The 23,598-nt window shown below is 65.8% G+C and carries 35 protein-coding genes; 10 read left to right on the plus strand and 25 right to left on the minus strand.

The window, feature by feature from the left end; genetic code table 11:
* The first annotated feature begins 51 nt into the window (after window positions 1-51).
* Together KBZ14_RS07405 and KBZ14_RS07410 are read left to right on the plus strand one after the other, a co-directional pair.
* Complete coding sequence (locus KBZ14_RS07405) at window positions 52-381, plus strand: nucleoside triphosphate pyrophosphohydrolase family protein (RefSeq protein ID WP_255117673.1); 330 nt, start codon at window positions 52-54, stop codon at window positions 379-381.
* Window positions 378-851 carry a hypothetical protein gene (locus KBZ14_RS07410; RefSeq protein ID WP_399210864.1) on the plus strand — a complete coding sequence of 158 codons (474 nt, stop codon included), beginning with the start codon at window positions 378-380 and terminating at the stop codon, window positions 849-851. Before KBZ14_RS07405 ends, KBZ14_RS07410 begins: the two co-directional genes overlap by 4 nt.
* On the opposite strand, the gene KBZ14_RS07415 is transcribed toward KBZ14_RS07410, so the two are convergent.
* The 3 genes from KBZ14_RS07415 to ilvA are packed head-to-tail and all read right to left on the minus strand — an operon-like array spanning window position 845 to window position 3,350.
* Entirely contained in the window at window positions 845-1,132 is a 288-nt protein-coding gene (locus tag KBZ14_RS07415; RefSeq protein ID WP_255117674.1) for a YggT family protein, read from the minus strand. The genes KBZ14_RS07410 and KBZ14_RS07415 overlap by 7 nt on opposite strands.
* 36 nt (window positions 1,133-1,168) lie before the next feature.
* A complete protein-coding gene (gene scpB, locus KBZ14_RS07420; protein ID WP_255117675.1) occupies window positions 1,169-1,729 on the minus strand; it encodes an SMC-Scp complex subunit ScpB in 561 nt (186 codons plus the stop codon).
* A gap of 31 nt (window positions 1,730-1,760) precedes the next feature.
* Window positions 1,761-3,350: a threonine ammonia-lyase, biosynthetic gene (gene ilvA / locus KBZ14_RS07425; protein WP_255117676.1), complete on the minus strand. Its 1,590-nt coding sequence runs from the start codon at window positions 3,348-3,350 to the stop codon at window positions 1,761-1,763.
* Between the two features lie 121 nt (window positions 3,351-3,471).
* Here ilvA and dxs point away from each other — a divergent pair, with 121 nt between their 5' ends.
* Window positions 3,472-5,379: a 1-deoxy-D-xylulose-5-phosphate synthase gene (gene dxs, locus KBZ14_RS07430; protein ID WP_255117677.1), complete on the plus strand. Its 1,908-nt coding sequence runs from the start codon at window positions 3,472-3,474 to the stop codon at window positions 5,377-5,379.
* Entirely contained in the window at window positions 5,372-6,589 is a 1,218-nt protein-coding gene (locus KBZ14_RS07435; protein WP_255117678.1) for an NAD(P)/FAD-dependent oxidoreductase, read from the plus strand. The genes dxs and KBZ14_RS07435 overlap by 8 nt, the downstream gene beginning before the upstream one ends.
* Window positions 6,590-6,692: 103 nt before the next feature.
* On the opposite strand, the gene psaK is transcribed toward KBZ14_RS07435, so the two are convergent.
* The 6 genes from psaK to KBZ14_RS07465 form a co-directional block, all read right to left on the minus strand.
* Window positions 6,693-6,950, minus strand: coding sequence for a photosystem I reaction center subunit PsaK (psaK, locus tag KBZ14_RS07440; protein WP_255117679.1), 258 nt, complete (start codon window positions 6,948-6,950; stop codon window positions 6,693-6,695).
* 56 nt (window positions 6,951-7,006) lie between these two features.
* Window positions 7,007-8,110 (minus strand): transporter substrate-binding domain-containing protein, encoded by a 1,104-nt coding sequence (locus KBZ14_RS07445; protein ID WP_255117680.1) that lies wholly within the window; start codon window positions 8,108-8,110, stop codon window positions 7,007-7,009.
* Window positions 8,107-8,436 (minus strand): DUF3593 domain-containing protein, encoded by a 330-nt coding sequence (locus tag KBZ14_RS07450; protein ID WP_255117681.1) that lies wholly within the window; start codon window positions 8,434-8,436, stop codon window positions 8,107-8,109. The genes KBZ14_RS07445 and KBZ14_RS07450 overlap by 4 nt, the downstream gene beginning before the upstream one ends.
* A complete protein-coding gene (locus KBZ14_RS07455) occupies window positions 8,433-8,735 on the minus strand; it encodes a DUF2499 domain-containing protein (RefSeq protein ID WP_255117682.1) in 303 nt (100 codons plus the stop codon). Before KBZ14_RS07455 ends, KBZ14_RS07450 begins: the two co-directional genes overlap by 4 nt.
* Window positions 8,736-8,943: 208 nt before the next feature.
* Window positions 8,944-9,489 carry a DOMON-like domain-containing protein gene (locus KBZ14_RS07460; RefSeq protein ID WP_255117683.1) on the minus strand — a complete coding sequence of 182 codons (546 nt, stop codon included), beginning with the start codon at window positions 9,487-9,489 and terminating at the stop codon, window positions 8,944-8,946.
* A 9-nt stretch (window positions 9,490-9,498) separates the two neighbouring features.
* A complete protein-coding gene (locus tag KBZ14_RS07465) occupies window positions 9,499-10,671 on the minus strand; it encodes a phosphotransferase enzyme family protein (protein ID WP_255117684.1) in 1,173 nt (390 codons plus the stop codon).
* Window positions 10,672-10,826: 155 nt separating this feature from the next.
* On the opposite strand from KBZ14_RS07465, the gene rbp reads away from it, so the two are divergent.
* Window positions 10,827-11,153, plus strand: a complete 327-nt coding sequence (gene rbp / locus KBZ14_RS07470) for an RNA-binding regulator (RefSeq protein ID WP_255117685.1) — start codon at window positions 10,827-10,829, stop codon at window positions 11,151-11,153.
* Between the two features lie 106 nt (window positions 11,154-11,259).
* The gene (locus KBZ14_RS07475) at window positions 11,260-11,424 is read left to right on the plus strand and encodes a Nif11-like leader peptide family natural product precursor (RefSeq protein WP_255117686.1); all 165 of its coding nucleotides are present in this window, start codon (window positions 11,260-11,262) and stop codon (window positions 11,422-11,424) included.
* A gap of 1 nt (window position 11,425) precedes the next feature.
* On the opposite strand, the gene KBZ14_RS07480 is transcribed toward KBZ14_RS07475, so the two are convergent.
* The 5 genes from KBZ14_RS07480 to KBZ14_RS07500 all read right to left on the minus strand — a co-directional run bounded on the left by KBZ14_RS07480 (window position 11,426) and on the right by KBZ14_RS07500 (window position 14,544).
* On the minus strand, window positions 11,426-12,220 hold the full coding sequence (locus tag KBZ14_RS07480; protein ID WP_399210886.1) for an ABC transporter permease: 795 nt from the start codon (window positions 12,218-12,220) through the stop codon (window positions 11,426-11,428).
* Between the two features lie 5 nt (window positions 12,221-12,225).
* Window positions 12,226-12,960: an ABC transporter permease gene (locus KBZ14_RS07485; RefSeq protein WP_255117726.1), complete on the minus strand. Its 735-nt coding sequence runs from the start codon at window positions 12,958-12,960 to the stop codon at window positions 12,226-12,228.
* A 50-nt stretch (window positions 12,961-13,010) separates the two neighbouring features.
* On the minus strand, window positions 13,011-13,994 hold the full coding sequence (locus KBZ14_RS07490; protein ID WP_255117688.1) for an ABC transporter ATP-binding protein: 984 nt from the start codon (window positions 13,992-13,994) through the stop codon (window positions 13,011-13,013).
* A gap of 7 nt (window positions 13,995-14,001) precedes the next feature.
* Window positions 14,002-14,220, minus strand: coding sequence for a cell division protein SepF (sepF, locus tag KBZ14_RS07495; RefSeq protein WP_255117689.1), 219 nt, complete (start codon window positions 14,218-14,220; stop codon window positions 14,002-14,004).
* Between the two features lie 87 nt (window positions 14,221-14,307).
* Complete coding sequence (locus KBZ14_RS07500) at window positions 14,308-14,544, minus strand: DUF2811 domain-containing protein (protein ID WP_255117690.1); 237 nt, start codon at window positions 14,542-14,544, stop codon at window positions 14,308-14,310.
* Between the two features lie 416 nt (window positions 14,545-14,960).
* On the opposite strand from KBZ14_RS07500, the gene KBZ14_RS07505 reads away from it, so the two are divergent.
* Window positions 14,961-15,119, plus strand: a complete 159-nt coding sequence (locus KBZ14_RS07505) for a hypothetical protein (RefSeq protein WP_255117691.1) — start codon at window positions 14,961-14,963, stop codon at window positions 15,117-15,119.
* 22 nt (window positions 15,120-15,141) lie between these two features.
* Here the strand turns inward: KBZ14_RS07505 and KBZ14_RS07510 are convergent, their stop codons facing one another.
* A complete protein-coding gene (locus KBZ14_RS07510; protein WP_255117692.1) occupies window positions 15,142-15,516 on the minus strand; it encodes a molecular chaperone DnaJ in 375 nt (124 codons plus the stop codon).
* 159 nt (window positions 15,517-15,675) lie between these two features.
* Here KBZ14_RS07510 and KBZ14_RS07515 point away from each other — a divergent pair, with 159 nt between their 5' ends.
* Window positions 15,676-16,497, plus strand: a complete 822-nt coding sequence (locus tag KBZ14_RS07515; protein WP_255117693.1) for a glutathione S-transferase family protein — start codon at window positions 15,676-15,678, stop codon at window positions 16,495-16,497.
* Here KBZ14_RS07515 and KBZ14_RS07520 read toward each other — a convergent pair.
* The 6 genes from KBZ14_RS07520 to KBZ14_RS07545 all read right to left on the minus strand — a co-directional run bounded on the left by KBZ14_RS07520 (window position 16,488) and on the right by KBZ14_RS07545 (window position 20,000).
* Window positions 16,488-17,972 carry a bifunctional orotidine-5'-phosphate decarboxylase/orotate phosphoribosyltransferase gene (locus KBZ14_RS07520; RefSeq protein ID WP_255117694.1) on the minus strand — a complete coding sequence of 495 codons (1,485 nt, stop codon included), beginning with the start codon at window positions 17,970-17,972 and terminating at the stop codon, window positions 16,488-16,490. The two genes, KBZ14_RS07515 and KBZ14_RS07520, sit on opposite strands and share 10 nt — an antisense overlap.
* Window positions 17,973-17,999: 27 nt before the next feature.
* Entirely contained in the window at window positions 18,000-18,152 is a 153-nt protein-coding gene (locus KBZ14_RS07525; protein WP_255117695.1) for a hypothetical protein, read from the minus strand.
* Window positions 18,153-18,310: 158 nt separating this feature from the next.
* Complete coding sequence (locus KBZ14_RS07530; protein ID WP_255117696.1) at window positions 18,311-18,601, minus strand: hypothetical protein; 291 nt, start codon at window positions 18,599-18,601, stop codon at window positions 18,311-18,313.
* Window positions 18,602-18,677: 76 nt separating this feature from the next.
* Entirely contained in the window at window positions 18,678-19,151 is a 474-nt protein-coding gene (locus KBZ14_RS07535; RefSeq protein WP_255117697.1) for a nucleoside 2-deoxyribosyltransferase, read from the minus strand.
* Window positions 19,152-19,175: 24 nt separating this feature from the next.
* The gene (locus KBZ14_RS07540; RefSeq protein WP_255117727.1) at window positions 19,176-19,619 is read right to left on the minus strand and encodes a nuclear transport factor 2 family protein; all 444 of its coding nucleotides are present in this window, start codon (window positions 19,617-19,619) and stop codon (window positions 19,176-19,178) included.
* 144 nt (window positions 19,620-19,763) lie between these two features.
* Complete coding sequence (locus KBZ14_RS07545; protein WP_255117698.1) at window positions 19,764-20,000, minus strand: hypothetical protein; 237 nt, start codon at window positions 19,998-20,000, stop codon at window positions 19,764-19,766.
* Window positions 20,001-20,100: 100 nt separating this feature from the next.
* Between KBZ14_RS07545 and KBZ14_RS07550 the strand changes: the two genes are divergently transcribed.
* Window positions 20,101-20,310 carry a hypothetical protein gene (locus KBZ14_RS07550; protein WP_255117699.1) on the plus strand — a complete coding sequence of 70 codons (210 nt, stop codon included), beginning with the start codon at window positions 20,101-20,103 and terminating at the stop codon, window positions 20,308-20,310.
* 29 nt (window positions 20,311-20,339) lie between these two features.
* Here the strand turns inward: KBZ14_RS07550 and KBZ14_RS07555 are convergent, their stop codons facing one another.
* Together KBZ14_RS07555 and KBZ14_RS07560 are read right to left on the minus strand one after the other, a co-directional pair.
* Complete coding sequence (locus KBZ14_RS07555) at window positions 20,340-20,483, minus strand: DUF2256 domain-containing protein (RefSeq protein WP_255117700.1); 144 nt, start codon at window positions 20,481-20,483, stop codon at window positions 20,340-20,342.
* A gap of 13 nt (window positions 20,484-20,496) precedes the next feature.
* Entirely contained in the window at window positions 20,497-21,069 is a 573-nt protein-coding gene (locus KBZ14_RS07560) for a pyridoxamine 5'-phosphate oxidase family protein (RefSeq protein ID WP_255117701.1), read from the minus strand.
* Window positions 21,070-21,118: 49 nt separating this feature from the next.
* On the opposite strand from KBZ14_RS07560, the gene KBZ14_RS07565 reads away from it, so the two are divergent.
* A complete protein-coding gene (locus KBZ14_RS07565) occupies window positions 21,119-21,301 on the plus strand; it encodes a hypothetical protein (RefSeq protein WP_255117702.1) in 183 nt (60 codons plus the stop codon).
* Here the strand turns inward: KBZ14_RS07565 and KBZ14_RS07570 are convergent.
* A complete protein-coding gene (locus tag KBZ14_RS07570) occupies window positions 21,259-22,713 on the minus strand; it encodes a polysaccharide deacetylase family protein (protein ID WP_255117703.1) in 1,455 nt (484 codons plus the stop codon). The genes KBZ14_RS07565 and KBZ14_RS07570 overlap by 43 nt on opposite strands.
* Window positions 22,710-23,414, minus strand: coding sequence for a glycosyltransferase (locus KBZ14_RS07575; protein ID WP_399210875.1), 705 nt, complete (start codon window positions 23,412-23,414; stop codon window positions 22,710-22,712). The genes KBZ14_RS07570 and KBZ14_RS07575 overlap by 4 nt, the downstream gene beginning before the upstream one ends.
* Window positions 23,415-23,598: the final 184 nt, after the last annotated feature.

The raw sequence follows: 23,598 nt of genomic DNA on the forward strand, positions 1-23,598 counted from the left end.
CCAAAGTTGAGTTCGACACTATCATCGTGGGCCACCAGCCCTGTTGTGCCAATGGATCTCAACGCGTATCAGCAGGGGGCCCGCACCACGGCGAAGTACCCCGATGTGGGCAGCAATCCCATCTACCCCACCCTGGGGCTGTGCGGTGAAGCCGGCGAGGTGGCCGACAAGGTGAAGAAGGTGCTGCGTGATCAGGGCGGCCAGTTCTCAGCTGAGGTGCGCGAGGCCCTCAAGCTGGAGCTGGGGGACGTGCTCTGGTACGTGGCCCAGCTGGCCAGTGAGCTCGATTTCGAGCTGGCGGAGATTGCCGAGGCCAATCTGGCCAAGCTGGCCAGCCGGGCCGCTCGTAACGTGATCTCCGGCAGCGGCGACCACCGGTGAGACACATTTTCTACGCCTTGGTGCTGGTGGTTCTGACCCTGTTCACCCCCCTGGTGCCGCCGGCTCAGGCGGCGGGACTCACGGTGTCGGAGGTGAGCCTCGACCCCTGCCCTGCCGATGACATCGGGGCCCAGCCCCAGCTGCGTCGACCCAGTGGTGCCAGCTGCTTCGTGCTGCGGGGCACGGTGAGCAACCCCGCCCGCAAGCCGGTGGTGGACACCGATGTGTTCGCTCAGATCCTGGATGCCAGCGGCGAGCCGGTGCTGCAGAACCGCTCGCGGGTGGGCTCCATCGGCGATGTCCCCCCCGGTTCCTCCAGCTTTGCCCTGCGCCTGGCTGTGCCGGCCGGCACCCCTGGACCCTTCAGCTTTACCAACGTGAAGGCCCGTGGTTTCAGCGCCCCGGTGCGCACCCGGGCCGGAGAGTTCGACGACCTGCTGCCCTTGGAGCAGGCTGTGGCGGATCAGTAGCCCGCGCTTAGCACGCTCACGCTGGCGGCACCCAGGAGCTGCTGCACCAGGCTCAGGGCCAGGAAGGCCAGGATCGCGGAGAGATCGAGCCCACCGAGCGGTGGAATCAGACCGCGAAAGGCGTTCAGGTAGGGGTCGGTGATCGAACTCACCGTCGAGAGCACCGGATTGCCCCAGTCCAGGTTGGGGAACCAGGTGAGCAGCACCCGCACTAGCAGGATGAGCGAATAGATCTCCAGGGTGCTGGCGAGCACGCTCAGCAGTTGGCTCAACACGTCCATGGGCTCTGGGGATCGAAGAACAACTCTATGGAGGGCTCAGGCGGCCTGCTCCAGGTCTGGCTGATTGTGGGCCGTGATCGCCCGTTTGGCCGCCACCAACTCCTCGGTTTTCACCGAGAAGGTGCGATGGAACTTTTCGCTGAGGGTGAGCCAGTAGGAGCGGCCCTCGCTCTGGCGCTTGCGTTCGATGAAGTTCTGGGCCAGCAGTTCCTTGATGTGGTCGTAGGCGCCGGAGCCGCGCAGCTCCACCAGATCCGATTGGAGGATGCGCTTCTTGAGGGCGATGGTGGCGAGGGTTCGCAGGGCCGCGGTGGAGAGGTCTACCGGCAGCAGGTTCTGCACCAGATCACCAAGTCCGTCGCGGAGCTGCAGGCTGTAGCGCTGTCCCTCCTGGCGGATCTCCAGGGCGGTGTCGCGATGGGCGTAGTCGGCCATCAGGGTGATCAGCCCGATCTCCGCCTGGTCGCGGCTCACCGCGGCGATCTCGGCCAGTTCCCCCAGGGTGAGGGCGCGGCCCTTCAAATAGAGGATGGCCTCCATGCGCGCCGGCAGGGAGAGGGCTGTGCCCTGGGGTTGAATCTCGGCCTGGCTGGACATTCAGGTTCTCCAGCTCGGTGTTAAAGGCAAGTTATCCCACCCCTACGGCACCGGCCACCTCACCCAGAAACAGCCGGTAGGCCGGGTTCTCCGTTTCGTTTTCATACTGATAGCCGAGGCCATCGAGGAAGCTCTGCCACTCGCCCAGCTCCGCTGGCGGCACCTGCACGCCCACCACAATGCGGCCCACGTCCGCCCCGTGGTTGCGGTAGTGAAAGATGCTGATGTTCCAGTTGGGATGCAGGCTGGTGAGGAACCTCATCAGCGCACCCGGCCGTTCGGGGAACTCGAAGCGATAGAGCAGTTCCTCCCCCTGACTGGCGGCTTCCGCGGCACTGGCGGGCAGGCGCCCCCCCACCATGTGGCGCAGGTGCAGTTTGGCCAACTCGTTGTTGGAGAGATCCAGGCAGGCAAAGCCGGCGTTCTGCACATCGGTGATCAGCTGCTGCTCATCGGCCGAGCCACTGGTCTGCACACCCACGAAGATGTGGGCGCGCTTGGGATCGGCCAGGCGATAGCTGAATTCCGTGAGGCTGCGGTTGCCCAGCAGCGTGCAGAAGCGCCGCAGGCTGCCGGTTTCCTCCGGGATTTCCACGGCCAACATGGCCTCGCGGTCTTCGCTGATCTCGGTGCGTTCGGCCACAAAGCGCAGCCGATCGAAGTTCATGTTGGCGCCGCAGCTCACGGCTACCAGCGTTTTGCCGTGCAGCTGTCGCTTGGCGACATCCGCCTTCATGCCAGCCACGGCCAGGGCGCCGGCCGGTTCCAGGATCGAGCGGGTGTCCTCGAACACGTCCTTGATGGCCGCACAGATGGCGTCGGTGTCCACGGTCACCATGGCGTCCACGTAGTGCCGAGCCAGTTCGAAGGTCTGGGCACCCACCTGGCGCACGGCCACGCCATCGGCGAACAGGCCCACCTGCTCCAGCTTCACCCGCTCCCCCAGGGCCAGGGAGCGGGTCATGGCATCGGCATCCACCGGTTCCACGCCGATCACTTCCACTTGGGGCCACAGGGTTTTCACGTAGGCCGCGATGCCGGCGATCAGGCCGCCACCGCCCACCGCCACGTAGATGGCATCGGGGGGTTCGGAGCACTGGCGCAGGATCTCGAGGGCGATGGTGCCCTGCCCGGCGATCACCTCGGGATCGTCAAAGGGATGGATGAAGGTGAGACCTCGCTCCCCGGCCAGCCGGTAGGCCTCCGTGCAGGCATCGTCGTAGCTGTCGCCGTGCAGCACCACCTCGGCGCCGCGGGCGGCCACGGCCCGTACCTTCATCTCGGGCGTGGTGACGGGCATCACGATCACGGCCCGGCAGCCGAGCTTCTGGGCGCCGAGGGCCACCCCCTGGGCATGGTTGCCGGCACTGGCGGCGATCACGCCCCGACCCAGTTCCTCGGCAGAGAGGCTGGCCATTTTGTTGTAGGCCCCGCGCAGCTTGAAGCTGAACACGGGTTGCAGGTCTTCCCGTTTGAGCAGCACGGTGTTGCCCAAGCGCCGCGACAGGTTTGGGGCCGGATCCAGGGGGGATTCAATCGCTACGTCGTAGACACGCGCCCGCAGGATGCGCTGGAGCATGTCCGGGCAGGGGGCAGGGGCCGGGGTGCAGGCATCGGTCATCCCCACAGTGTGACAAGCCTCTGAAGCTGGCCGTTCCAGGGGCTGGTCACGGTGCTTTTTCACGCCAACGCCCGGGCTGGAACACGTAGATTGCCTCTCATTAAGGCGCAGGACATAGGGCATGCATCTCAGCGAGCTGAATCATCCGAATCAGCTGCATGGCCTGAGCACCGCTGAGCTCGAGGGCATCGCTCGCCAGATCCGCGAGCGTCACCTGGAGGTTGTGAGCACCAGTGGCGGCCATTTGGGGCCCGGCCTTGGGGTGGTGGAACTCACCCTCGCCCTCTACCAGACCCTGGATCTCGACCGCGATCGCATCGTGTGGGATGTAGGCCACCAGGCCTATCCCCACAAGCTGATCACCGGCCGTTACAACACCTTCCACACCCTTCGCCAGAAGGACGGCGTTGCCGGCTACCTCAAGCGTTGCGAGAGCAGCTTTGACCACTTCGGTGCCGGCCATGCCAGCACCTCCATTTCCGCTGCCCTGGGCATGGCCCTGGCCCGCGACCAGCGGGGTGACGACTTCAAATGTGTGGCCGTGATCGGCGATGGCTCCTTGACGGGGGGGATGGCCCTGGAGGCCATCAACCACGCCGGCCACCTGCCCAAAACCCGGCTGCTTGTGGTGCTGAACGACAACGACATGTCGATCAGTCCGCCAGTGGGGGCCCTCTCGACGCACCTCAACCGGATGCGCCACAGCAAGCCCCTGCAGTTCCTGCAGGACAACGCTGAGGAGGCGATCAAACACCTGCCGTTCCTGCACGGTGAGCTGCCCACCGAGCTCAAGAACCTCAAAGAGAGCATGAAGCGCTTGGCGGTGCCCAAGCTTGGGGCGGTGTTTGAAGAGCTGGGCTTCACCTACATGGGCCCGGTGGATGGCCATGACATCGCCGGCATGGTGAAGGTGTTCCAGCAGGCCCACGAGCACGAGGGGCCGGTGCTGGTGCACGTGGCCACCACCAAGGGCAAGGGCTATGCCTATGCCGAGGCCGATCAAGTTGGCTACCACGCCCAGAGCGCCTTCGACCTGGCCACCGGCAAGGCCTACCCCTCCAGCAAGCCCAAACCCCCGGGCTACAGCAAGGTATTTGGCCAGACCCTGATCAAGATCTGTGAGCAAGATCCCCGGGTGGTGGGCATCACCGCCGCCATGGCCACTGGTACGGGCCTGGATCTGCTGGAGAAGGCGAGGCCCCATCAGTATTTCGATGTGGGCATCGCCGAACAACATGCCGTGACCATGGCCGCCGGTATGGCCTGTGAGGGCCTGCGGCCGGTGTGCGCGATCTACAGCACCTTCCTGCAGCGCGCCTACGACCAGCTCATCCACGACGTGGGCATTCAGAACCTGCCCGTGACCTTCGTGCTCGACAGGGCCGGAATCGTGGGGGCCGATGGCCCCACCCACCAGGGTCAATACGACATCAGTTACTTGCGCTGTGTTCCCAACTTCACGGTGATGGCGCCCAAGGATGAGGCGGAACTGCAACGCATGCTGGTGACCTCCCTCCAGCACAACGGCCCCTGCGCCCTGCGCATTCCCCGCGGTGAAGGTGAGGGCGTTCCCTTGATGGAGGAGGGCTGGGAGCCCCTGGAGATCGGCCGCGGGGAACTGCTCGCCGATGGGGACGACCTGCTGATCGTGGCCTACGGCGCCATGGTTGGCCCCGCCATGGCCACCGCCGGACTGCTCCAAGAGCAGGGCGTTCGGGCTGCGGTGATCAATGCCCGCTTCCTGCGCCCCCTCGATGAGGCGCTGATCCTGCCGATGGCCAAGCGCATCGGCAAGGTGGTGACCATGGAGGAGGGATGCCTCGCGGGTGGTTTCGGTGCCGCCGTGGTGGAAACCCTCAACGACCACGACGTGCTCGTGCCCGTGTATCGCATCGGCATTCCCGATGTGCTGGTGGACCACGCCACCCCAGACCAGAGCAAGCAGGCGCTGGGCCTCACCCCGCCCCAGATGACCGACAGCATCCTCAACCGCTTTGGTTCCCTCAAGCGCCAGCCGGTGGGTGTCTGAACGCGAGGGCCTTGCCCCAGCTTGTGTGGATGTGCTGATCGCTGGTGCCGGCCCGGCCGGTGCCGAGTTGGCCAGGCTGTTGGCTGAGGCCGGCACCTCCGTGCTGCTGGTGGATCCCCTCACCGATCTGCGCCGGGCCGCCTTCAGCAGTGCCGCGCTTCCCCTGGCCGCCGTGGAGCACTTCGGGCTACCCGCCTCGGTGGTGGCCAGCCAATGGAGCCGCTGGTTGCTGTTGGGTCCTGGCCTGCAGCGGCGTGAATGGAGTTCCAGCCAACAGCAACCCCTCGGCGCCGTGTTGGATTTCGGCAGCCTGCGCCAGTGGCTGGCCGACCAGGCGGTTGCCGCTGGCGTCCAGGTGCAGCTGGGTTGGCGGGCTGAGCGCATGGAGCCGGTGGCCGAGGGCATCCGTACCCAACTGCGATCGGTGACGGGTGAACGCCGCTGGGTGCAGAGCCAATGGCTGGTGGACGCCACGGGCCAGCAGCGGGCCTTGCTGGGTGACCCCTCCCCAGCCCACGGGCCCCTGGTGCGTGGGGTGGGCGTGGAGTGGTTGCTGCAGGTGGATCCGGAGCAGTGGCAGCCCTGGGCCGATCGCCTCAGTTTTCTGATGGGCAGTACCTGGGTTCCCCAGGGCTACGGCTGGGTGTTCCCGATGCAGCCCGGTGTGTTGAAGCTGGGGGTATGCCGGCTTCTGGATCCGGATCGGTCCCAGCCGGCCCTGAATCCTCTCCTGGCTGGGCTGCTGCAACGGCTTGGGCTCAGCCAGGCTCAGGTGCTCGATCGCCACGGTGGGCTGATTCGCAGCACGGTTCGGCGGCGGGAGCCCCACCAGCGGGGCCGCCTGCTGGGCCTTGGGGATGCCGTGAGCACGGCGAATCTGCTGGGGGGCGAGGGTATTCGCCACGCCATGGCCAGTAGCCGGGTGTTGGCGCCCCTGCTGCTGAAGGCTTTGCAGGGAAGCCCCCTTGCCCTACGGCGCTATCCGCGCGCGCTGCGTCGCACGCTGGGCTGGCGTTGGACCCTGAGCGGGCGGCTGGCGCGGCGCACCTGGCTTGGGTTGCGCGATGCCAGGGCAGACCATCGCCTCGAGCAACTGCTCACTGGGCTTCACTCCCAGGCTTCCGCGGAAGATCTCTCCGCCTTGCTGTTCCACTACCGTTTCGAGCGTTACGGCCTGCGGGTGTTGCCTTACCTACTGGGGTGGCATTGAACCTGGGCGCGTTCCACAACCAGGGGTTTGACGCACAACAAAGCAGGCCCATGGGGGCCTGCTGGGCTGGGTGAGCGGCCGAAGCCTTCTGCCTAGAGAGGGTTCAGACCACACCGCGGGCGGCCAGGCCCAGGATGGCGCCGATGCCGAAGATGTGGCCCAGGGAGGTGGTGGCCAGGAGGGAGGCGTGGCTCATGCCGCCGAACATCGCGGCGTTCGGCAGCTGGGCGCCTTCGTTGGGGTACTTGATGGTGGCTTTGCCGATGCCGATGGCGATCACGTTGCAGATGATCATCACCAGCGCCACCTTGGGCGACCAGGAGAGGGAAGCGGGGGCGATGGCCAGCAGGGGAGCGATCATCGAATTCTTGGCGACGCTTCATCTTCCGAGCAGAGCTCGCCTAGGACCACCTGCGCTTAAGACTTGTTCATTGCCTCCTGACGCCACTGCTGCACCGCGCCGATGCGCTTGAGCTCGGTGATGGCCCGGTTGATGCGATCCGCTGTGGCCTCATCGAGGCGGGGGGAGAGGGCGAAGGCCTGGGATTCGGGCATCAGCCCCTGCAACACCAGTTCAAGGCGGCGATCCTTGCTGGTCGCAAGGGCGTATTGCAGTTGCAGATCGTCCGCCAGCACAGCATCCACGCGCCCACTCAGGAGCAGCTGGGGCGCTGCCTTGGCGTTCGCCAGGGGGATCAGTTGGACCTGACTGTCCAGCGATCGGCTATTGAGGTTTTTGAGGATGGCCTCGCTCACGCTGCCGGGCCTCACGGCCACCCGCTGGCCTTCCAGATCGCCAAGGTTGCGGATCGGGCGGCTGCCCACGGAGCGGGGTTGCTGCACCACGTTCACGGTGATGGCTCCCACCAGCAGCGAAGCGGTCACGATGCGAATCAGGTAGCTGACCAGCACCAGGGCATGGCCACGGGTGGTGTCGGCAATGGTGTTCGTTCCGGGCCCGGTGGCCAGGATCTGAAAGATCTTGGCGTAGGTGCGGCGGCGCCCCTGGCTTGCGATGGCGTTGCCCTGCCCATGCCCCTCACAGATGCACAGCAGACAGGAGACCAGCGCGATGGCCAGGAGGTAGCCCCCCAGCAGTTGCAGCAGGTCGGGGGCGAGCAGGGCGCGCACGGATGCTTGGCCCGCCTCCAGCCGGTTGCGCTTCACCATCACGGCCAGTCCCATCTCCTGGAACGGCACCGCAAAGCGGTAAATGCCCACCCGGTCGGGCGACACGTTGAGGCAACTCACGGCCACATCCAGCTGGCCCGCCTGGGTGTCCGCCAGCAGCGCAGCGGCGGTGGCCCTGCCCTCCAGCACGTAGGGAAGATCGCTGCGCACCGCCACGGTGTTCCACAGATCCACGGCGAGGCCCTGCCAGTTGCCCTCGGCGCGGGAGGAACAGGGTTGGGCCCCTTCCAGCACACCCACTCGCAGCACCGGCGCAAGCGGCGCGGCCGCCACCGGGGCCGTGAGCAGCAGCGCCAGGGGAAGCAACCAGCCAGGACGCAGCCGGTTCATTCGCTTGGTTCCTCTTGCCTGGTGGCCATCCCGCTGAAGCCCAGCAAGACCAGCAGATTGCTCACGGTGAGCAGCGATTCGGCGCCGCCATGCAGTGCATCCACATCGGCCAGCTGGCGCCCGTATTGGGCCTCCGCCACCAGGGCCGCTGCAATGGTGACAGCCACAAACAGCAGGGTGACACCAAAGCCGATTAGGGCCAGCCGGGGGAAGCGCCCACTCTTCCAGCCCCACCACAGGAAGGCCAGATAGGGGAAGAGGGACAGGGCAAAGAGGGGGGCTGGATCGAAGCTGGCGAGGTGCAGCAGCAAGGCAGTCACCGTCATGGCTGCAGCCGGCTCTGGCGGTAGATGTTCCAGGCGGCAACGGCCATGGCCCCGTTGCCGATGGCGGTGGTTCCGGCCTGCAGCACCACCAAGCCCTTCAGTTCAGCGGCGTTGTCGAACAGATGCCAGGTGCAGGCCGCCATGGCACTCACCAGCGCCGGCACCATGGCCAGGGCCAGCCAGGTCCAGGCCCGTTCACCCCGGCTCAGCCCCCAGCGCTGGATGGCGAGCATGGCCAGCACCCATTCCAGGACGGATGCAACATGGATCCACCAGGTGGGCAGGGAAAGGGCGTGCATGGGTGGGTTCTAGCGGCTGAGCCCCCCTTTTGCTCGACGCGCTGTGGCCGCTGAATGGCTCGAACACGGTGTTCAGCACCTGGATTGCGCTAGGGACTGGGCCGCCCAGGGCGCATGATGGAGCCGGAGCGGCATTTCACGATGACGTTGCCTTCGGGCAGGGGCTCAGGGTGGTGGTTCATCCGGAGCCCTTCCAGGTTTTCTCCTCTTATCGCCACAGCGCCGCGATGAAGCTGTCGCGGCGGTGGAAGTCGGGCTCGCTGCCGGTGTGCTGCAGGGCCCAATAGCTGCAATCACCATGGCGTTGCTCCAGGACGGCCGTGAGCGAGAGCTCCAGGGCCGCTTCAGTCGGCACCAGCGTGCTGAGGTTCAGCTCCACAGCGAGGCTCAGGGCATCCCCCTCCTGCTGGCGTGCAACCGGGAGAGCCGAGCAGCGCGGTTCGGGCCGGAGGCCAGTGCGGTAGCCATCGAGGCGGTAGAGGTTCCAGTGGCCCGCTGGCGACAGGTTCAGTTCCCAGTAGCCCTCGCTGCCGGCCACGCCCACGAAGGCCTCGAAGCAGGTGGATTGCCAGAGCTCATCGCGGCGTTGTGGCGTGGGGCTGGGCAGGGGGAGCTTCAGGCCCTCGAGGTTGCCGCACAACCGGTAGTGGATGCGCAGGTGGCCCTGCTCCAGGCTGTAGGCACCGTCCAGCACGAGGCCGGCCAGGGCCGGATCCGGATCGAAGGGCTGCAGGCGAAAAGGCACGGTGGGCATGGGGGAGCCTCAGGCCACCACGGCCTGCTGCCGCAGCCGCTGCACCAGGGCCCGCAGCTCGGCCTCCTGGGCCTCGATGCTCTCGGTGAGGCGGAACTGCACCAGGGCCCGGTTGAGGTTGTGCTCTGGATAGCTGGCCTTGAAGTAGGTGCTGCCGGCCAGGTAGTCGCTGAAGAAGCGCAGGCCAAGCTCAAAGCTGATCAAGCGGGCTGCATCCACGATGTAGGTGATGTCGGCATCGCTGAGAAAGCTGTTGGCAACAGAGAAGTAGCCCTCCAGGATTTCTGCGGCCAGGCCGGCATCGAAGTTCACCGCTGCGAGGTCTGTGCTGTCTTCGCCAGCTCGATTGCAGCAGGAGCGCAGGCAGTCGCCGATGTCGTAGTGGATCAGGCCCGGTTTCACGGTGTCCAGATCCACCAGGCCCACGGCCTGGCCGCTGGTTCCATCGAGCATCACGTTGTTGATCTTCGGATCACCGTGGATGGGCCGAAGCTTCAGCTCGCCGCGGGCCCTGGCGTTTTCGAGCACGGAGGCGAAGGCCTCGCGGTTGCGGATGAAGGCGATGCAGTGGTCGGTGCGCTCGCAGCGCTCCAGCTCGCTGCGCACCAGGGCCTGGCGGTAGTGCTCGAGATAGAGCGGTGTGATGTGGAAGCCCTCGAGGGTGTCGGCCAGCTGCTCGGTGGGCAGATCGCTGATCAGCAGGTGGAACATCCCCAGGCCGAACCCCAGTTCGTGGGCCTGTTCGGGGCCCTCGATCACGTCCACGCTGCGAGCTTCAGCGATGAAGCTGATGGTGCGCCAGAAACCGCCCTGGCTGCAGGCGTAGAGGGGGGCATTCCCGTGGCGGGTGGTGATCACCTCCGGCAGCTCCCAGCGGCGACCTTCTAGGGCGGGCAGGGGCTGGTGCAGCCGCGCCCGCACGTGGGTGCCCAGGGTGATCAGGTTTTGCATCACCAGTTGGGGCTGGCGGAACACCTGGGTGTTGATGCGCTGCAGCACCGTGGGGAGCCCGCCCGCGCGCACCAGATAGGTGTCGTTCACGTTGCCGCTGCCGAGGGGCGTGATCGACTCAATGGTGTCGGGGGCGTGGAAGGCCGCCGCCACGGCCTGGAGATGGTGGCTGTCGTGGCCCCTGGCCTGCATCACGGCTGCACGGATCCGGCTGGTGTCGCAGCGTTGCACGCATGAGAAGACTTTTGAGCCCCGCGGTGCCAGCGCGCCCACAGGCCAAACGTCTCAGCAGGTGGTAGGGTGAGACAGATTCAAAGAGTTCTCTTTAGCAAGCTCACCACTTTCTCCAGAGCTGCCTTCGAGTCGGTTCATAGTCTTTCTGGTTCATGACGATTTACGTAGGGAATCTGTCCTTCGACGCCGAAGTGTCAGATCTCGAGCACCTGTTTGCCGAATACGGTCAGGTGAGCAAGTGCAGCCTGCCCCTCGACCGCGACACCGGTCGCAAGCGTGGTTTTGCTTTCGTTGAAATGGCCAACGAGGCCGATGAGGCCAAGGCCATCAACGATCTGCAAGATGTTGAGTGGATGGGTCGCAGCATCCGCGTCAACAAAGCTGAGCCCCGCACCGGCGGTGGTGGCGGCGGCGGTGGCCGTGGTGGCTACGGCGGTGGCGGCGGCTACGGCGGCGGCGGCGGTGGCAACCGCTGGTGATCCCCAGCCCCTAGGCCCTAACTCGTCTTCGAAACCGTTCCTGCTTGCAGGGGCGGTTTTTTTCTGGCGTTCTGGCTAGCTGTGGAGGGTCCATCGGGTTGCACCCATGTCCAAATCTCAGCTGAATGCGTTTGTGGCCAAGATGGAAAGCGATCCTTCCCTGAAGGCCCTGGTGGCATCCGCGACTTCCTCCGAGGCTGTGGTGTTGATCGCCAGCGATAACGGCAACAGCTTCTCGGCCGCCACCTGGAACCGCCACCTGCGCGGCTGAATCAGCTGGAGGCGGAGGTGTAGTACCGCAGGGCGTACTGCCAGAACCAGCGGCTCAGCCCCAGGGCGGCCGCTGCCACCCCCAGGCTGGCGAGGGCCCAGCTGGCGCTGACGCGGCCCAGGATCGCCTCCGCCGGCACGGTGGTGAGAAAGGCCACGGGTAACACCAGGGTGAACAGGGTGCGTAGCCCCACTGGGTAGGCACTCACGGGATAGCGGCCCGCCACCAGCACATAGCGGAGCACTTCAGTGGCGTTCCACACCTTCACGAACCAGATGCTCAGGGCCGCGAGCAGGAACCAGAGGCTGTAAAGGATCACCGCACTGCTGGCCAGCAGCAGCGCCGTGAGGGCCACGTGGCTGGCTTGCCAGCTGGCCCCGGCTTGGTTGGCGGCCCAGAGGATCAGCCCAGCTCCCGCCACCAGGCCCGGCAGGCCCCAGGGGGAGAAGCTGCGGGTGGAGATCCAGAACTGGCTGTCGATGGGCTTCAACAGCACGAAATCCAGGGTGCCGTTCTGCACATGGCTCACGATCTTGCTGAGGTTGGGCTGCAGCACGGCGCTGGTGAGCCCATCCAGCAAGGTGTAGACGCCGAGCACCACCAGCGCCTCATCCCAGCTCCAGCCACCCAGCCTGCTACTGCGGCCATAGAGCAGGGCGAGCACGAACAGGCTGCCGGCCAGGTTGCCCACCACCGCCAGCAGTTCGATGGCCATGTTGGCCTGGTATTCCAGCTCCGCCGCCAGGGACGTGGCCCAGAAGCGGCCCAGGCTGCGCCAGTAACGGTTCCGAGGCATCGGCATCAGGCCCCCATCGCTCCGTAGCGCCGCACCCCTGCCCGCCAGAGCAGCCAGGCGATCGGCGCCAGCAGGGCAATCCAGGCTGCCAGGGCCCCGAAGCCAGCGGCAGCATTCACGGGCATGCCTGCCAGCAATTGGGCCGGGAAGCTGAGCATGTAGGGGAAGGGCGTGGCCAGGGCGAAGCTCTTCATCGGTGCCGGGAAGGTGTCGAGCGGGGCCACCAGACCGGAGAGGAAGAGGTAGGGAATCAGCAGCAGCCGATCCAGTGCCGCCGCCCGCTCACTCCAAAAGCACAGCATGGTCACCACGGTTTGGAGCAGGAAGCGCAGGGCGAAGGCTGCCCCGATGGCCAGCAGTCCCAGGAGCAGGGCCCCAGCGGAGGGCAGTGCCAGGTCGGTGGGCTGCAGGAGCGCCAGTACCGCCAGCATCAACGCCACGAACGGGATCCTGGTGGCCTGCTCGGCGATGTGGGCGGCCAGGTAGCGCCAGAGGGGCTGCAGGGGCTGCAGCAGATAGGGAGAGAGCTTGCCCTGCAGGGCGTCCTCCTCGAACACGTGGATCAGCCACACCACGGTGAACTGGCGCACCACGAAGGCCGCGATGAAGTAGTGGCTCAGCTGTTGGGGGCTCAGGCCTGCCGCCACGGCGCCGCCGGCCCCCTGCCACACCCCCAGCATGATCAGGGGGAGCACACCGGAGAGGGCCCACAGGGCGATTTCGGCGCGGTATTCGAGCATGTAGGCGTACTGGGTGGCGAGCAACACCCGGGCGATCCGCAGGGCGCGCCTCACGCCACGCTCCCCTGGCGGAACAGCCGCCCGATGAGTTCTTCCACGGGGGGATCGCTCACTTCGAGGTCGAGCACGTCGAAACGGCTCAGCAGTTCGCCAACCTGCTGGGTGAGCTGCTCGCGGGGGATCAGCAAGCGCACCTGGTGGCCCTGCAGCGACTCGAGCTCGCCATAGCCCTGGAACTCCTCAGCGTTGGCCAGGTGGCGGAGCTCCAGGCGCACCTCGCGCTGGGGGGCCAGGCTGGTGGTGAGTTCCTCCAGGGAGCCGTCGTAGAAGAGGCGGCCCTGGTGGATCAACAGCACCCGCGGACACAGGGCCGTGATGTCGCCCATGTAGTGGCTGGTGAGCAGCACAGTGGCGCCATAGCGGCGGTTGTAGTCCGCCAGGAAATCACGCACCCGGGCCTGGGCGTTCACATCCAGGCCAAGGGTGGGCTCATCGAGAAACAGCACCGCCGGGCGGTGCAGCAGGGCGGCCAGCAGCTCTGCCTTCATGCGCTGGCCCAGGGAGAGCTTGCGCACGGGGCGGGTGAGCTCGTCGCCGAGCTCGAGCATGTCGGCCAGCTCGTGGATGCGCCGCTTGGCCTCGCTGTCGTCGATGCCGTACACGGCCGCATTGACGCGGAAGGAATCCAGCGGCGGCAAATCCCAGATCAGCTGCTGCTTGTTGCCCATCACCAGGGTGATCTGCTCGAGGAAGCGGGGCTGGCGCCGGGCCGGCACCCAGCCCGCCACCTGCACGGATCCAGACGAGGGATGGATCAACCCCGTGAGCATCTTCAAGGTGGTGGTTTTGCCGGCTCCATTGGGGCCGAGGAAGCCCACGATCTCGCCGGGCTCCACCGCAAAGCTCACGCCCTGCACCGCCACCACATCGCGATGGCGGCGCCGCAGCAGGTGCTGCACACTGCCACGCAGGCCGGGTTGCCGGTCGGCAACGCGGTAGGTGCGGCTCAGCTCGTCAACGGAAACGATCGGCATGGAGCGCTCAGGCCGCTTCCACTCTGGTGACGCCGGAGGTGAACAGGAACACGCCAAGGCCCAGCTGATGGGACTGGCCGTCAATGGCGGCCATGCCGCCGCAGGCGTAGTCCACCAGCCGCTGGCCGGCGGCCTCGGGCAGGGCGCAGAGGTTGATCACGATCGTGCGGTTCCTGCGCACGGCCTCGATGAGCTGCTCGGCGTCCGCCATGGTGGTGGGGGCCAACAGCAGAACTTCCGGGCCCCGACGTTCGGGGTAACCAGGGCTGGGCTTGCGCTCAACAGGGGATGCGGCCGGGTTGATCATCGCGGCTTAGCGGGAGACAGGGGCGTCCTGGCGGCGGAACAGGCCGTCGAGGTAGTGGCGCGCAACGGCGCGGTCCTGACTGCCGTGCTGAAACAGAAACCCCGCCAGGGCCACCTGCATCAGCCGGTACTGGTCCCACTGCGGATGCACCCGCACGAACTCCCGCATGGCGTCGTACAGGTCCTCCGGGAACTGGTTCTCGACACTGACGAACTGGGGAGCGTGGTCGGGGATCTGCTTCATGCGTTCGCTGCGTGGGGGCCCATGACGCCACAACCATCCCGCATCGTCAAAGCGGCCTGTCGCGGAGTGTTGGGTTGAGACGCCAGCTGCGACTGGCCGGCTGGATTGGCCTCTGGCGCCCTGGCGCCGTCGCAGGGCCGGGCCAGTGCGGTTTGCCCGATGGCGTCAAGGGCTGCGCCGCTTTCCTCACCCCGCTGGCTGGCTGGTGCTGGGGGTATGGGTCTCAGCTGCAGTGGCTGTGGAAAACACCCCCTTTGAGCTGGGGAAAAGTCCATCCGTCAGCGTTGCTGATCAATCGCCGTTGCTGTGCTTCTGCGCCAGGGGTGACAAGGGGCGAGGGGCTAGCTGCTGATCTGGCCATGGCCGCTGGCTGCAGGCCTGGCAGAGCGTTTGCATCCGTTAGCTGCAGATGCAATGTGAATCGGGAGCTGGATCAACGCTGCCTGGAACTGGCCCTGGCTGATCTGCGTCCGCTGGAGGCGCAGCAGCGCCAGCGGGCCCTGGCGCAGTTCCGCGCCATCGATCCGCAGCTGGCGGAACGGCTGCAGCTGGAACTGGCCTACAGCCTCAGCTGATCAGGGCCTGGCTTGCAGGCTTTCACACGCCGCGGCCGAGTAGCAGATCACGGGCGCCATTCACGAGTTGCATCGTGTCGTGCAGGCCTCCGCGATCCGGATGGTGTTCGGCGGCAGCCTCCTTCCAGGCGCGCGTCACCTGAGCCTCGGTGAGCCGGCCGGAGAGGGGCAGGTGCAGCCGCTGGCGCGCCACGATCGCATCGAGGTCGGGGTGCTTGCCGAGGGGGCTCCAATCGGCCTTGCTCAGCGCTGGGCTGCGTTTCTTGCCCGACTTGCGGCGGCTCCCCTTGGCCCCGGCCTTGCCGCCAAATCCCTTCTGGTCGGCGCCCTCATCGGCACTGCTGCTGCGGGGCCGGCGATTGGCGGAGCGGCTGAGGGCTGGCAGGGTTTGGGGCATCTCAGGCTCATGCATGGGCTCCAGCCTCCCGCACCGCGTGCCCAGAAAAAAGACGGACTGGTGGTCCGCCTTGGGGTCCCTCTTGCACCCTGGAGTGCTCAGCGGCATGAACCGCTGGCGTGGGGCTCGCCGATGCATCACCCTCGGAGCAGATCGGAGATGCCTGTGCTGGAGCTGTTTCACGCTGCCCCCTCCTACTACTCGATGGTGGCGCGCCTGGCCCTGGTGGAAGCGGGGGTGGAGAGCACCAGCCGGCTTCTGGATATCCACCTGGCCAAGCAGCAGCTGAGCGACGCCTACCGCCAGCTCAACCCCCACATGACCGTGCCCACCCTGCGGGGCCCCGGCCTGCTGCTCACCGACAGTTCTGAGATTCTCGCCTTCAGCGCGCGCCAGGCTGGCGATGCCTGGCTGGATGCCGATGCATCCCTGGCCCCGGCGATCGGCCAGGTGGTGGCGGACCACTACGCCATCTCGATTGAAACGCTCACCTTCAGCAAGTTGCTGGTGGTCAAGCCTTTACTGCTGCCTGTGGTGAAGCGGGTGCTGGGGGGGCTGAGCCGCAGCCTGGAGACCCGGGCGGCGCAGGCCGCGGATGGCGGCGGATCCCTGCGGGCCAAGGCCCAGGAGGATCGGCAACGGCTTGCCACGTTTACGGAGGCGCCCCTCGCCCGCACCCTGGAGGCCATGCGAGAGCAGGTGCAGGCCTACCTGCTCGGTTTGCCTGCCCCGGGCGCCGGGGTCGGGCTGTTCGGGGATCGCCTCTCCAGCGCCGACATCGTGGTGGCCGTGTTGCTGGCCCGGCTCAGCATGGCCGGCGAGCTGCCGCTGCTGGAGCGGGAGGATGTGCGTCAGTGGTGGCAGCGCTTCCAGGCCCGCCCTGGATTTCAAGCCGCTGACATCTGGACCCGCTTTCAGCGCCGCCGCTTTGTGCAGGCCCTGATCGAGGCCCGCCGCACCCCCCTAGCTGTTCAGGATTGATGGCTGCCCAGGCTCACCGCCTGCTCGGCTGTGAGCCGTCCGGCCTGGCGCAGGGCCCTGGTGATCTGGCCCAAATCGAGCACGGCATGGGTGCGGTAGCCGGCATCGGCCAGCCGCTGGCGGGCTGTGCCGCCGTGGTCGATGAACACCACCACATCCCGCACCACAAGACCGGAGCTCTCCAGCTTGGCGATCCCCTCGAGCACGCTGCCACCGGTGATCAGCACGTCGTCCACCACCACAGCGGTGTCGCCGGCGTTGAAATCCCCCTCGATCAGGCGCCGGGCGCCGTGGGCTTTCACCTCCTTCCGGGGATAGATCAGCGGTTTCTTGAGTTGCAGGGAGAGGCCGGTGGCCGTGGGCAAGGAGCCATAGGGAATCCCGGCAATGCGGTCAAAGAGCAGCCCCTGCAGTTTCTCCCCGTAGGCGTGTAAAACCCGGTGGAATAGATTGGGATCGGAAATAATCTGGCGCAGATCGATGTAGTAATTGAACACGGCACCAGAGGCTTGCATGTAGTTGCCAAATAGCAGGCAGCCGATGTCGAACAGATCCACGATCAGGCCATCGAGGTTGTCGCTGAGGACCTCTGATGCATCGGCAGGGGGTTCCAGCGGCGGTGGCAGCCACAGGGCGCAGGTGCCGGTTTGGGCCTGGCCTTCGAGGTAGGTCTGCCGCATGGCGTTCACCGTTTGTTTGAGCTGCCGGGCCTGGGTGTCGATCTCCTCCCCCACCAGCAGGTTTTGGGGCAGCGGCAGCAGCAGGCCATCGCCGGCGGGGGTGAGGCCTTCCCGCAGCAGAGCCTCCAGCCGTTGCTCCTCTGCCCAGAGGCTGCGCAGGATCACGAAACGGGAGGGAGCGGCCTGTCGCACCCTTGCCAAGATGTCGGGCTCGCTGGTGCCGATCTCCAGCAGCACCTGTTCCGGTGTGCCCCAGCGCTGGGCTTCCCGCACCAGTTCGAGATACAGGGGCTGGCTGGCGTTGGGGTAGTGCTGCACCACGCGGGAGGCCGGGTTGGAGCTGTGGCACGTCACCACCACGCCCTTGTCGCCATGGAGCAGAAACGGAGCGGCGATGTCCTGTCCCGGCAGGGGCGAGAGGGTCACAGCATCGGCCCCCAGCTCGTCAAACAGATAGTGGGCCAGGGCGCTGGAGCTGTTGAGATCGCCGTGTTTGCAGTCAACGATCAACGGGATGGAGCGCGGCACAAGATCCCGCACCTCATGCAGCAGCTCCAGGCCCGTTGGCCCCAGAGCCTGGTAAAAGCCAAGGCTGGGTTTGTAGGCACAGATGTGCTCGTCTGTGGCATTGATCACCGCCTTTAACCAGCGGCGCGCCTGGGAGAGAAAGGAGCCGGTGCTGATGCCCCGCTGGCGATTCCAGCTTTCGAGCATTTCGGGGTTGGGATCCAACCCGGCGATCAGTAACGACTGATGGCTGGCGATGGCATCCGTGAGCTTGACGAAGAACGACATCGACCCCAGAAGCAAGCAGCGTTCAGGCTATGGACAACCTGAAGCCACTGGCAAACGGCGGTTCTTGGTGCGGTCGTTGGAGATTTGGTGATCCACCTGGCCAAGCCGCTCGAGGATCAGCTGAAGATCGAGGTCGGTGAGCTCTCCATCAGCGCTCCATTTCATGCAGGTGCGTCCCATGCAGGTTTCCACAGGGGACCTGGCATGAACCTGTTGATTGATGACATGGGCCACGGCATTACCCACGGATTTGAGCTTGTCTACACCCTAGAAATCGCAGGTCCTGATTCTGTGTCCCCAAATCGGGGTAATTCAGAGGCGCTGCATCATGCCGTGCCTCAGTTGGACTCTGAGCCGGCCTTGTTGGCGCCCTCTGGCGACTCTTCCGTGTTTTGTTTGACCTGCGGTTCCATCACCGCGCCCAAGGAGCGGCAGTGGTTGATTGGGTCCACATCGGGTGCCACGCCGAGGGCCTTGCGCAGGGCATCCATCTGCGTGATGGATTGCAGGTCGATTGAGGCGGCAGCCTGCTCACAGGCGATCTTCTGCAAGGCCTTGAGATCAGGAGCCCCGCAGCTGCTCAGCAGGCCAATGGCCGCAACGGCGGCGAGGGGTAGCACCCGTGACATGGGCTGGGGCAGGCGATCAGCACCGGAAGGCTAGGCAGTGGATCTGGGTTTTGCTGCGGCGCTCCAGCTGGGTGTGTTAGGCCTGCAGTCCCTGCAGCCAGCGCATCAGACCCTTGGCGGGGTCGGCTAGTTCCTCCATTGAGCCGTAGAGATAGGCCTGCCAACCGATGCGCGGCAGACCGCTGAACACCATCAGGTTGAGGGGATAGTCCTCGGAGTCGCTGCAACGGCGGAAGTCGTCGCGATAGAGAAAGGTGGGCTTGCCCAGGGCGATGGCTGCTCCCAGCTCCAGCATCACGCCTTCATCGGGAGGCGTTCCATTCACGATCGCGAGCATGGCATCGGCCTCGCGCACGTCCTGCAGGTCGGCTTGGGCCACCTGCCAGGCCCAGCCCTCCTGGGCCAGATCCACCTGGCCGTTGCGGGCGAATGGCTCCCACACCTCCAGCCCGAGGGCCTCAAGGGCCTCCACGAAATCCGGCAGCAACCGGTTGCGCCAATGGGCGGAGAAGCCGTAGGGCGATGCCAGGTAGAGGGTGGGGCGCTTCATGGCCGCGAGGGGATGGAGGGATTGTCAGGCCACAAAACGCTTGTACAGCCAGCGCACGAAACCGCCCACCACCGGCACCGGCTCAAACGTGGGGCCCACGAAATCGAAATAGTCGCGATGATCAACAATGCGGCCATCCGCCCCGAAACGCAGGCGGCTGGTACCGGGGTAGATGAATTCGATGCCCTTGATCTTCAGGCCCATGCGCCACTCCACGAAGGCTGTGTCGCCATCGAGGGCCACGGCCTCAGCCTCCAGGAACACATCGTCGCAGCGCTGCACCAGCCCCTGCTGGGCCAGGATATAAGCGTCGACGCCGTCCTTGCTCTGGGTGGGGTCTTCGAAGTGCACGTTTTCGGCATACACCTTTCGCCATTGCTCGGCCGTGGGTGCGGCCACCCCGTAGGGCTTGGTGAACAGTTGCCGCAGGCTTGCCTGGTTCAGGGGCGGTGTGATGGCGTCAGGCATGGCGATGGGGGCAGGTGTGGCGTTCAGCCTGGCAACGGCCAACCCCGGGCTGCGAGCCATGGGTATGCTCCAGCCATGGAATCGCTCCCCTTCGGCGTGCCGCTGGCCGTTGTGCTGAATCCGGCGGAGTCCTGAGGTCTGAAATCAGCGCTGGTCGTTGCCAGGGCCCGCTGGGCCCGCTGCAACGCTTTCCAGCTCCAGTAGATCCTCAGCCAGTAGCAGCAGGGAAATGCCCATCAGGGCCAGGGACGTGCCACGGTGCTGATCGCCGGTGAGCTCGATGGTTCGAGCGGCCTGCAGATGCTGGGGCCAGCTGAGGCGCATGGGGAGAGGGGGCGATTGCTCATCAATACCATTGGCACTGCTTATCGAGATGGGCATTACATAACTTGCAATGCTGTTGTCTGGCGCTCTTGTAGTGCTCGCTACGACCGCTCTGTGCCTGCTCGATACCTTTGCATCACCCATCGGGAGTGAGGCCATGTCCATGCCGATTGATCTCTCCATCGCACAGCAATTCGAGATTGAGCGCTTCAATCGCGTGATTGATGCCTCTGTGGATCCCGCTGAACTGCAGCAACTGGCGAAACAGTTGCTGCAGGCCTGGCACACCCAGAAGGCTGCCACCAACTGGGCCATCAGTCAGCAGTCGTCCGCCTCCACCGCCTTCCAGCCAGCAGGCCCTGAGTGAGTTGCTGCGTGGATCCCGGCCCGGTGGCCTCAGGGCTTGGCTGTGCGTTGGCGGCGGCAGCGCTCTGAGCAGTAGCGCACTTCCTCCCAAACGTCCTTCCACTTTTTCCGCCACTGGAAGGGGCGCTGGCAAACGGGGCAGATCTTGGTGGGGCGCTCGGCGTGGTGGGGCATCAGTGCGGGAGGGTCAGGGATTGAGGCGCTGCTCCGCCCAGCCATCTTCGCGGCACCAGCGGCTGCGGCGGTGGGGGTGGTTGGTGAGCTGCAGCAGCTCCACTTGCTCCAGCCCAATGCGCAGCAGCTGGAAGCAGGTGGGGATCGGCAGGTGATCGCTCAGTTCGGCGGGGAAGCCGGCCTCGCCATCGAGCGGCTCGCCCGGTGCCGGCCAGCCCCACAAGGCGCGGCCACCCGGGGTGAGGCCCTGCCAGTGCCGTTGCCGCTCGCTGGCCTCCAGCTCGGCCGCCAGGTTCAGCACCGCACCGCGCAGGCGGAACTGGCAGCGGGCCTTGGGCAGCAGCCACCCCAGCTCCACCGCCGGCTGGTGGCGCAGTTCGGTGGCCTTGGCGCTGCGGCCATCGGTGAGCAGATCCAGTTCCGCAGCGCCGGCCCAGCCGCGGAACACCAGGGTGCGCAGCCGCGGCGTGCCATCGGCCGCCACGCTGGCCAGCTGCAACCAGCGGGCCTGGGGTGAGCGCCCCTCCCGCTCGCGTGCCCCGCGCAGCAGGGGCCGCCAGGGCGGCAGTGGATCAACGCTGGCCATGGCTGCAGGCTAGGGAGGCCCAGAACCCACCAGAACGCCGAGGTGCTGTATGGCCAGGCACTACCGGATCCAGCGGGACGATGGCGGCCAGGACGCCATCACCGGCCAGGTGTTTGCCAGCTACGACGAGGCCCACGTGGTGCTCGAGCGCTATTACGCCGATCTGTGCTGCTCCGATGATCGGCTGTACTACAGCATCGAGGAGGAGAGTGCCGCCTCACCCCGGCGGTAGATCTCCGTGGCGTAGTCGGTCCAGGTGCCCTGGCCCCAGTAGCGGAAGCAGCTGGTTTGCAACAGCAGCAGCTGCAACAGGGCCTGCTGGTAGGGCTGGCTGCGGGTCACGGCGGGGTCGGCCGCCACTGGAGCATCAAAGCGCTGGTGAAAGGCGGCGCTGAGGCGGTTCATCGGCTCCAGCACGTTGGTGTAGCCCTCCACCCAGCTGAGGTTGTTGGTCCAGGAGGCGCCGGCCATGGAGAAGCTGGGATCGCTGGCCTGGAGTGCGCCGATGGCGGCCTGCACCGCTTCCGGGCTGGTGGGTGCATCCAGGCGTTGCCACAGCTTGTGCTGCTGCACCGCCTGAATCCGGGGATAGGCCTCAGTGGTGACACCGGCGGCCTCCAGCAGTTCGAGGTATTCCGTGCCGTTGATCGCTGCCGTGCGTCCGCCTTCGCCCGTCAGCTTGCGATGGGCCTGGAGGAAGGCCTGGGGGAATTCGTTCATCATCACGCCGCCGTTTTCACCGTCGGCGATCTGGGACACCAGGGCGGGAATGGGGATGTCGCCCAGCGCCATCCGCCCCAGGCTCAGGGCCTCGTAGCAGGGCTGCATCTGGCCCACCAGCTTGGTGTCGGAGCCCTGGGTTTTGATCAGGGCGGTGATGCTCACCGTGTCGCCGCTGGAGCTGCGCGCCACCAGTTGATTGGGGATGTACTTCTGCTCGTGGCTGAGGCCGGAACCATCGAGGTTTTCCACGCTGTGTTCCTGCACCAGCAGCCAGCGGTAGCCACACTCCCGCAGGGCCTTCACGAAGGCATAGAGGGTGTCGGGATGATTGGGCAGGTGCATCTCTGGTGGCGAGAAGCCCTTCACCCGTTGCAGGGCCGCATCACCAAACAGGGCGGCGAAGTGTTGCTGCCAGGCCAGGATCTGCAGCTTCAGATCGGGGATCGGCGTGGAAGGGGCCACAGCGTGGCTCCAGAAGGTGCCCAGCCACTCCACGTGGGGTTGCATGGTGGGATCGCAGGCCAGATATCGCAGGGCCTCGAGGATGTCGACGCGGCCCATCTGCTCGAACCCCCAGAGCAGATTGCCGGAATAATCCAGCATGATCCGTGGGTTGCAGCCTTCGCTGATCAGTTGGGGAATGAACTCGGCCAGACGCCGGTAGCACTGGGCGAAGGGTTCGGCGTTGTGGTTATCGCCCTCGCCCGGATGCTCAACCATGTATTGCAGATGGGAGATCAGCTCTCCGCTGGCCCCGGCCGGAATCGTGGGCTGGTGCATGTGCAGGGCACAGGCGAAGGCGGAGCAGATCTGCTCCAGCTGAAGCTTGGTGTTGGGCAGAAACACGGGTTGGTTCTGCTGCACCAGGGCCAGGATCTCTGCCTCGCGTCCAGCGATTGACGGCAGGGCGTTGGCACTCACAGGCTCACCATGGTCTGGCGGATCAGAGGCACCGAGGTGTTTGGCTGCTGCTGCTGAGCGAGAATGGATGCTCCGCGCTCCCAGGCAGAGCGGCGCGACAACAGCTCCAAATCATCAAACCAGGCGGCTTTCGTCATCTGGCCAACATGCAGGCGTATGTGATACACGTAATCAGCAATCAACACACCTGGGGCACTACTGGTCACCGCGATCATCATGCCCACATCTTCGCCTTGAGGCAGGCCCATCCAGCCACCGACGCGTTTGAGCAAGGCAGCCTCCACCAGCAGGGTGGTTGGGCCTAGGGGAATGCTGTCATGGGGGGATGGCCATGCGCGCCAGATATCACCCGCCAGGCATGGTCCCGCAGAGACAATAGCGGGATCATTCTTGAGGTCGTCCGTGCAATATCCCGCTGCCCATAAGGCCCCTGTCTGGCCTTCGATTGCCGCCAGACGTTGGTCGATGGAGTAGGGATAAAGCCAGTCGTCATCGTCGGCGCTGGTGATCCACTCACCCCGAGCCACAAGCAACCCCAGATTCCGAGCTGCGGCCTGACCAATGGGCCGGGTGGAGGCGATCACGGTGGCGTTGGCCGCCAGCTCCGCGGGGAGGGCTTCGATGCCGTTGCCATCAACGACGATCACATGTTCGATGCTGCAGCTATTGGCAGCGAGGCTGCGATTTAAATCGCTCAACATGGGCAACCGATCCGGCAAAAGCCTGGTCGGTGTGATGACGCTTACGGTCGTCAAATGGGAGGCGTCATTGCGAACCCCTTGACGCTAGTCGAGCCGGTTGGATTGCCTTGGCCAGAAGGGACAGAAGGCCCCACCTTCGGCCCGCTCCTCTGCTGGGCGGCTTCGTAGGCTGAAGCGGCGCCAG

It is taken from the genome of Synechococcus sp. HJ21-Hayes, from assembly GCF_024345835.1.
Taxonomy (GTDB): Bacteria; Cyanobacteriota; Cyanobacteriia; order PCC-6307; family Cyanobiaceae; genus Vulcanococcus.

What these genes read in the sequence shown, in the direction of transcription:
- KBZ14_RS07445 (WP_255117680.1), bottom strand. Translation starts at nt 8,110, where the DNA reads ATGAACCGGCTGCGTCCTGGCTGGTTGCTTCCCCTGGCGCTGCTGCTC.
- KBZ14_RS07405 (WP_255117673.1), top strand. Translation starts at nt 52, where the DNA reads ATGGATCTCAACGCGTATCAGCAGGGGGCCCGCACCACGGCGAAGTAC.
- scpB (WP_255117675.1), bottom strand. Translation starts at nt 1,729, where the DNA reads ATGTCCAGCCAGGCCGAGATTCAACCCCAGGGCACAGCCCTCTCCCTG.
- KBZ14_RS07560 (WP_255117701.1), bottom strand. Translation starts at nt 21,069, where the DNA reads ATGGCCAGCGTTGATCCACTGCCGCCCTGGCGGCCCCTGCTGCGCGGG.
- KBZ14_RS07490 (WP_255117688.1), bottom strand. Translation starts at nt 13,994, where the DNA reads ATGCCGATCGTTTCCGTTGACGAGCTGAGCCGCACCTACCGCGTTGCC.
- KBZ14_RS07510 (WP_255117692.1), bottom strand. Translation starts at nt 15,516, where the DNA reads ATGCCCCAAACCCTGCCAGCCCTCAGCCGCTCCGCCAATCGCCGGCCC.
- ilvA (WP_255117676.1), bottom strand. Translation starts at nt 3,350, where the DNA reads ATGACCGATGCCTGCACCCCGGCCCCTGCCCCCTGCCCGGACATGCTC.
- KBZ14_RS07555 (WP_255117700.1), bottom strand. Translation starts at nt 20,483, where the DNA reads ATGCCCCACCACGCCGAGCGCCCCACCAAGATCTGCCCCGTTTGCCAG.
- KBZ14_RS07540 (WP_255117727.1), bottom strand. Translation starts at nt 19,619, where the DNA reads ATGCCTGACGCCATCACACCGCCCCTGAACCAGGCAAGCCTGCGGCAA.
- KBZ14_RS07500 (WP_255117690.1), bottom strand. Translation starts at nt 14,544, where the DNA reads ATGAAGCAGATCCCCGACCACGCTCCCCAGTTCGTCAGTGTCGAGAAC.
- KBZ14_RS07550 (WP_255117699.1), top strand. Translation starts at nt 20,101, where the DNA reads ATGTCCATGCCGATTGATCTCTCCATCGCACAGCAATTCGAGATTGAG.
- rbp (WP_255117685.1), top strand. Translation starts at nt 10,827, where the DNA reads ATGACGATTTACGTAGGGAATCTGTCCTTCGACGCCGAAGTGTCAGAT.
- KBZ14_RS07485 (WP_255117726.1), bottom strand. Translation starts at nt 12,960, where the DNA reads ATGCTCGAATACCGCGCCGAAATCGCCCTGTGGGCCCTCTCCGGTGTG.
- KBZ14_RS07450 (WP_255117681.1), bottom strand. Translation starts at nt 8,436, where the DNA reads ATGACGGTGACTGCCTTGCTGCTGCACCTCGCCAGCTTCGATCCAGCC.
- KBZ14_RS07530 (WP_255117696.1), bottom strand. Translation starts at nt 18,601, where the DNA reads ATGTCACGGGTGCTACCCCTCGCCGCCGTTGCGGCCATTGGCCTGCTG.
- KBZ14_RS07525 (WP_255117695.1), bottom strand. Translation starts at nt 18,152, where the DNA reads ATGGGACGCACCTGCATGAAATGGAGCGCTGATGGAGAGCTCACCGAC.
- KBZ14_RS07415 (WP_255117674.1), bottom strand. Translation starts at nt 1,132, where the DNA reads ATGGACGTGTTGAGCCAACTGCTGAGCGTGCTCGCCAGCACCCTGGAG.
- KBZ14_RS07455 (WP_255117682.1), bottom strand. Translation starts at nt 8,735, where the DNA reads ATGCACGCCCTTTCCCTGCCCACCTGGTGGATCCATGTTGCATCCGTC.
- KBZ14_RS07565 (WP_255117702.1), top strand. Translation starts at nt 21,119, where the DNA reads ATGGCCAGGCACTACCGGATCCAGCGGGACGATGGCGGCCAGGACGCC.
- dxs (WP_255117677.1), top strand. Translation starts at nt 3,472, where the DNA reads ATGCATCTCAGCGAGCTGAATCATCCGAATCAGCTGCATGGCCTGAGC.
- KBZ14_RS07545 (WP_255117698.1), bottom strand. Translation starts at nt 20,000, where the DNA reads ATGCCCATCTCGATAAGCAGTGCCAATGGTATTGATGAGCAATCGCCC.
- KBZ14_RS07515 (WP_255117693.1), top strand. Translation starts at nt 15,676, where the DNA reads ATGCCTGTGCTGGAGCTGTTTCACGCTGCCCCCTCCTACTACTCGATG.
- psaK (WP_255117679.1), bottom strand. Translation starts at nt 6,950, where the DNA reads ATGATCGCTCCCCTGCTGGCCATCGCCCCCGCTTCCCTCTCCTGGTCG.
- KBZ14_RS07535 (WP_255117697.1), bottom strand. Translation starts at nt 19,151, where the DNA reads ATGAAGCGCCCCACCCTCTACCTGGCATCGCCCTACGGCTTCTCCGCC.
- KBZ14_RS07520 (WP_255117694.1), bottom strand. Translation starts at nt 17,972, where the DNA reads ATGTCGTTCTTCGTCAAGCTCACGGATGCCATCGCCAGCCATCAGTCG.
- KBZ14_RS07480 (WP_399210886.1), bottom strand. Translation starts at nt 12,220, where the DNA reads ATGCCTCGGAACCGTTACTGGCGCAGCCTGGGCCGCTTCTGGGCCACG.
- KBZ14_RS07460 (WP_255117683.1), bottom strand. Translation starts at nt 9,489, where the DNA reads ATGCCCACCGTGCCTTTTCGCCTGCAGCCCTTCGATCCGGATCCGGCC.
- KBZ14_RS07475 (WP_255117686.1), top strand. Translation starts at nt 11,260, where the DNA reads ATGTCCAAATCTCAGCTGAATGCGTTTGTGGCCAAGATGGAAAGCGAT.
- KBZ14_RS07575 (WP_399210875.1), bottom strand. Translation starts at nt 23,414, where the DNA reads ATGTTGAGCGATTTAAATCGCAGCCTCGCTGCCAATAGCTGCAGCATC.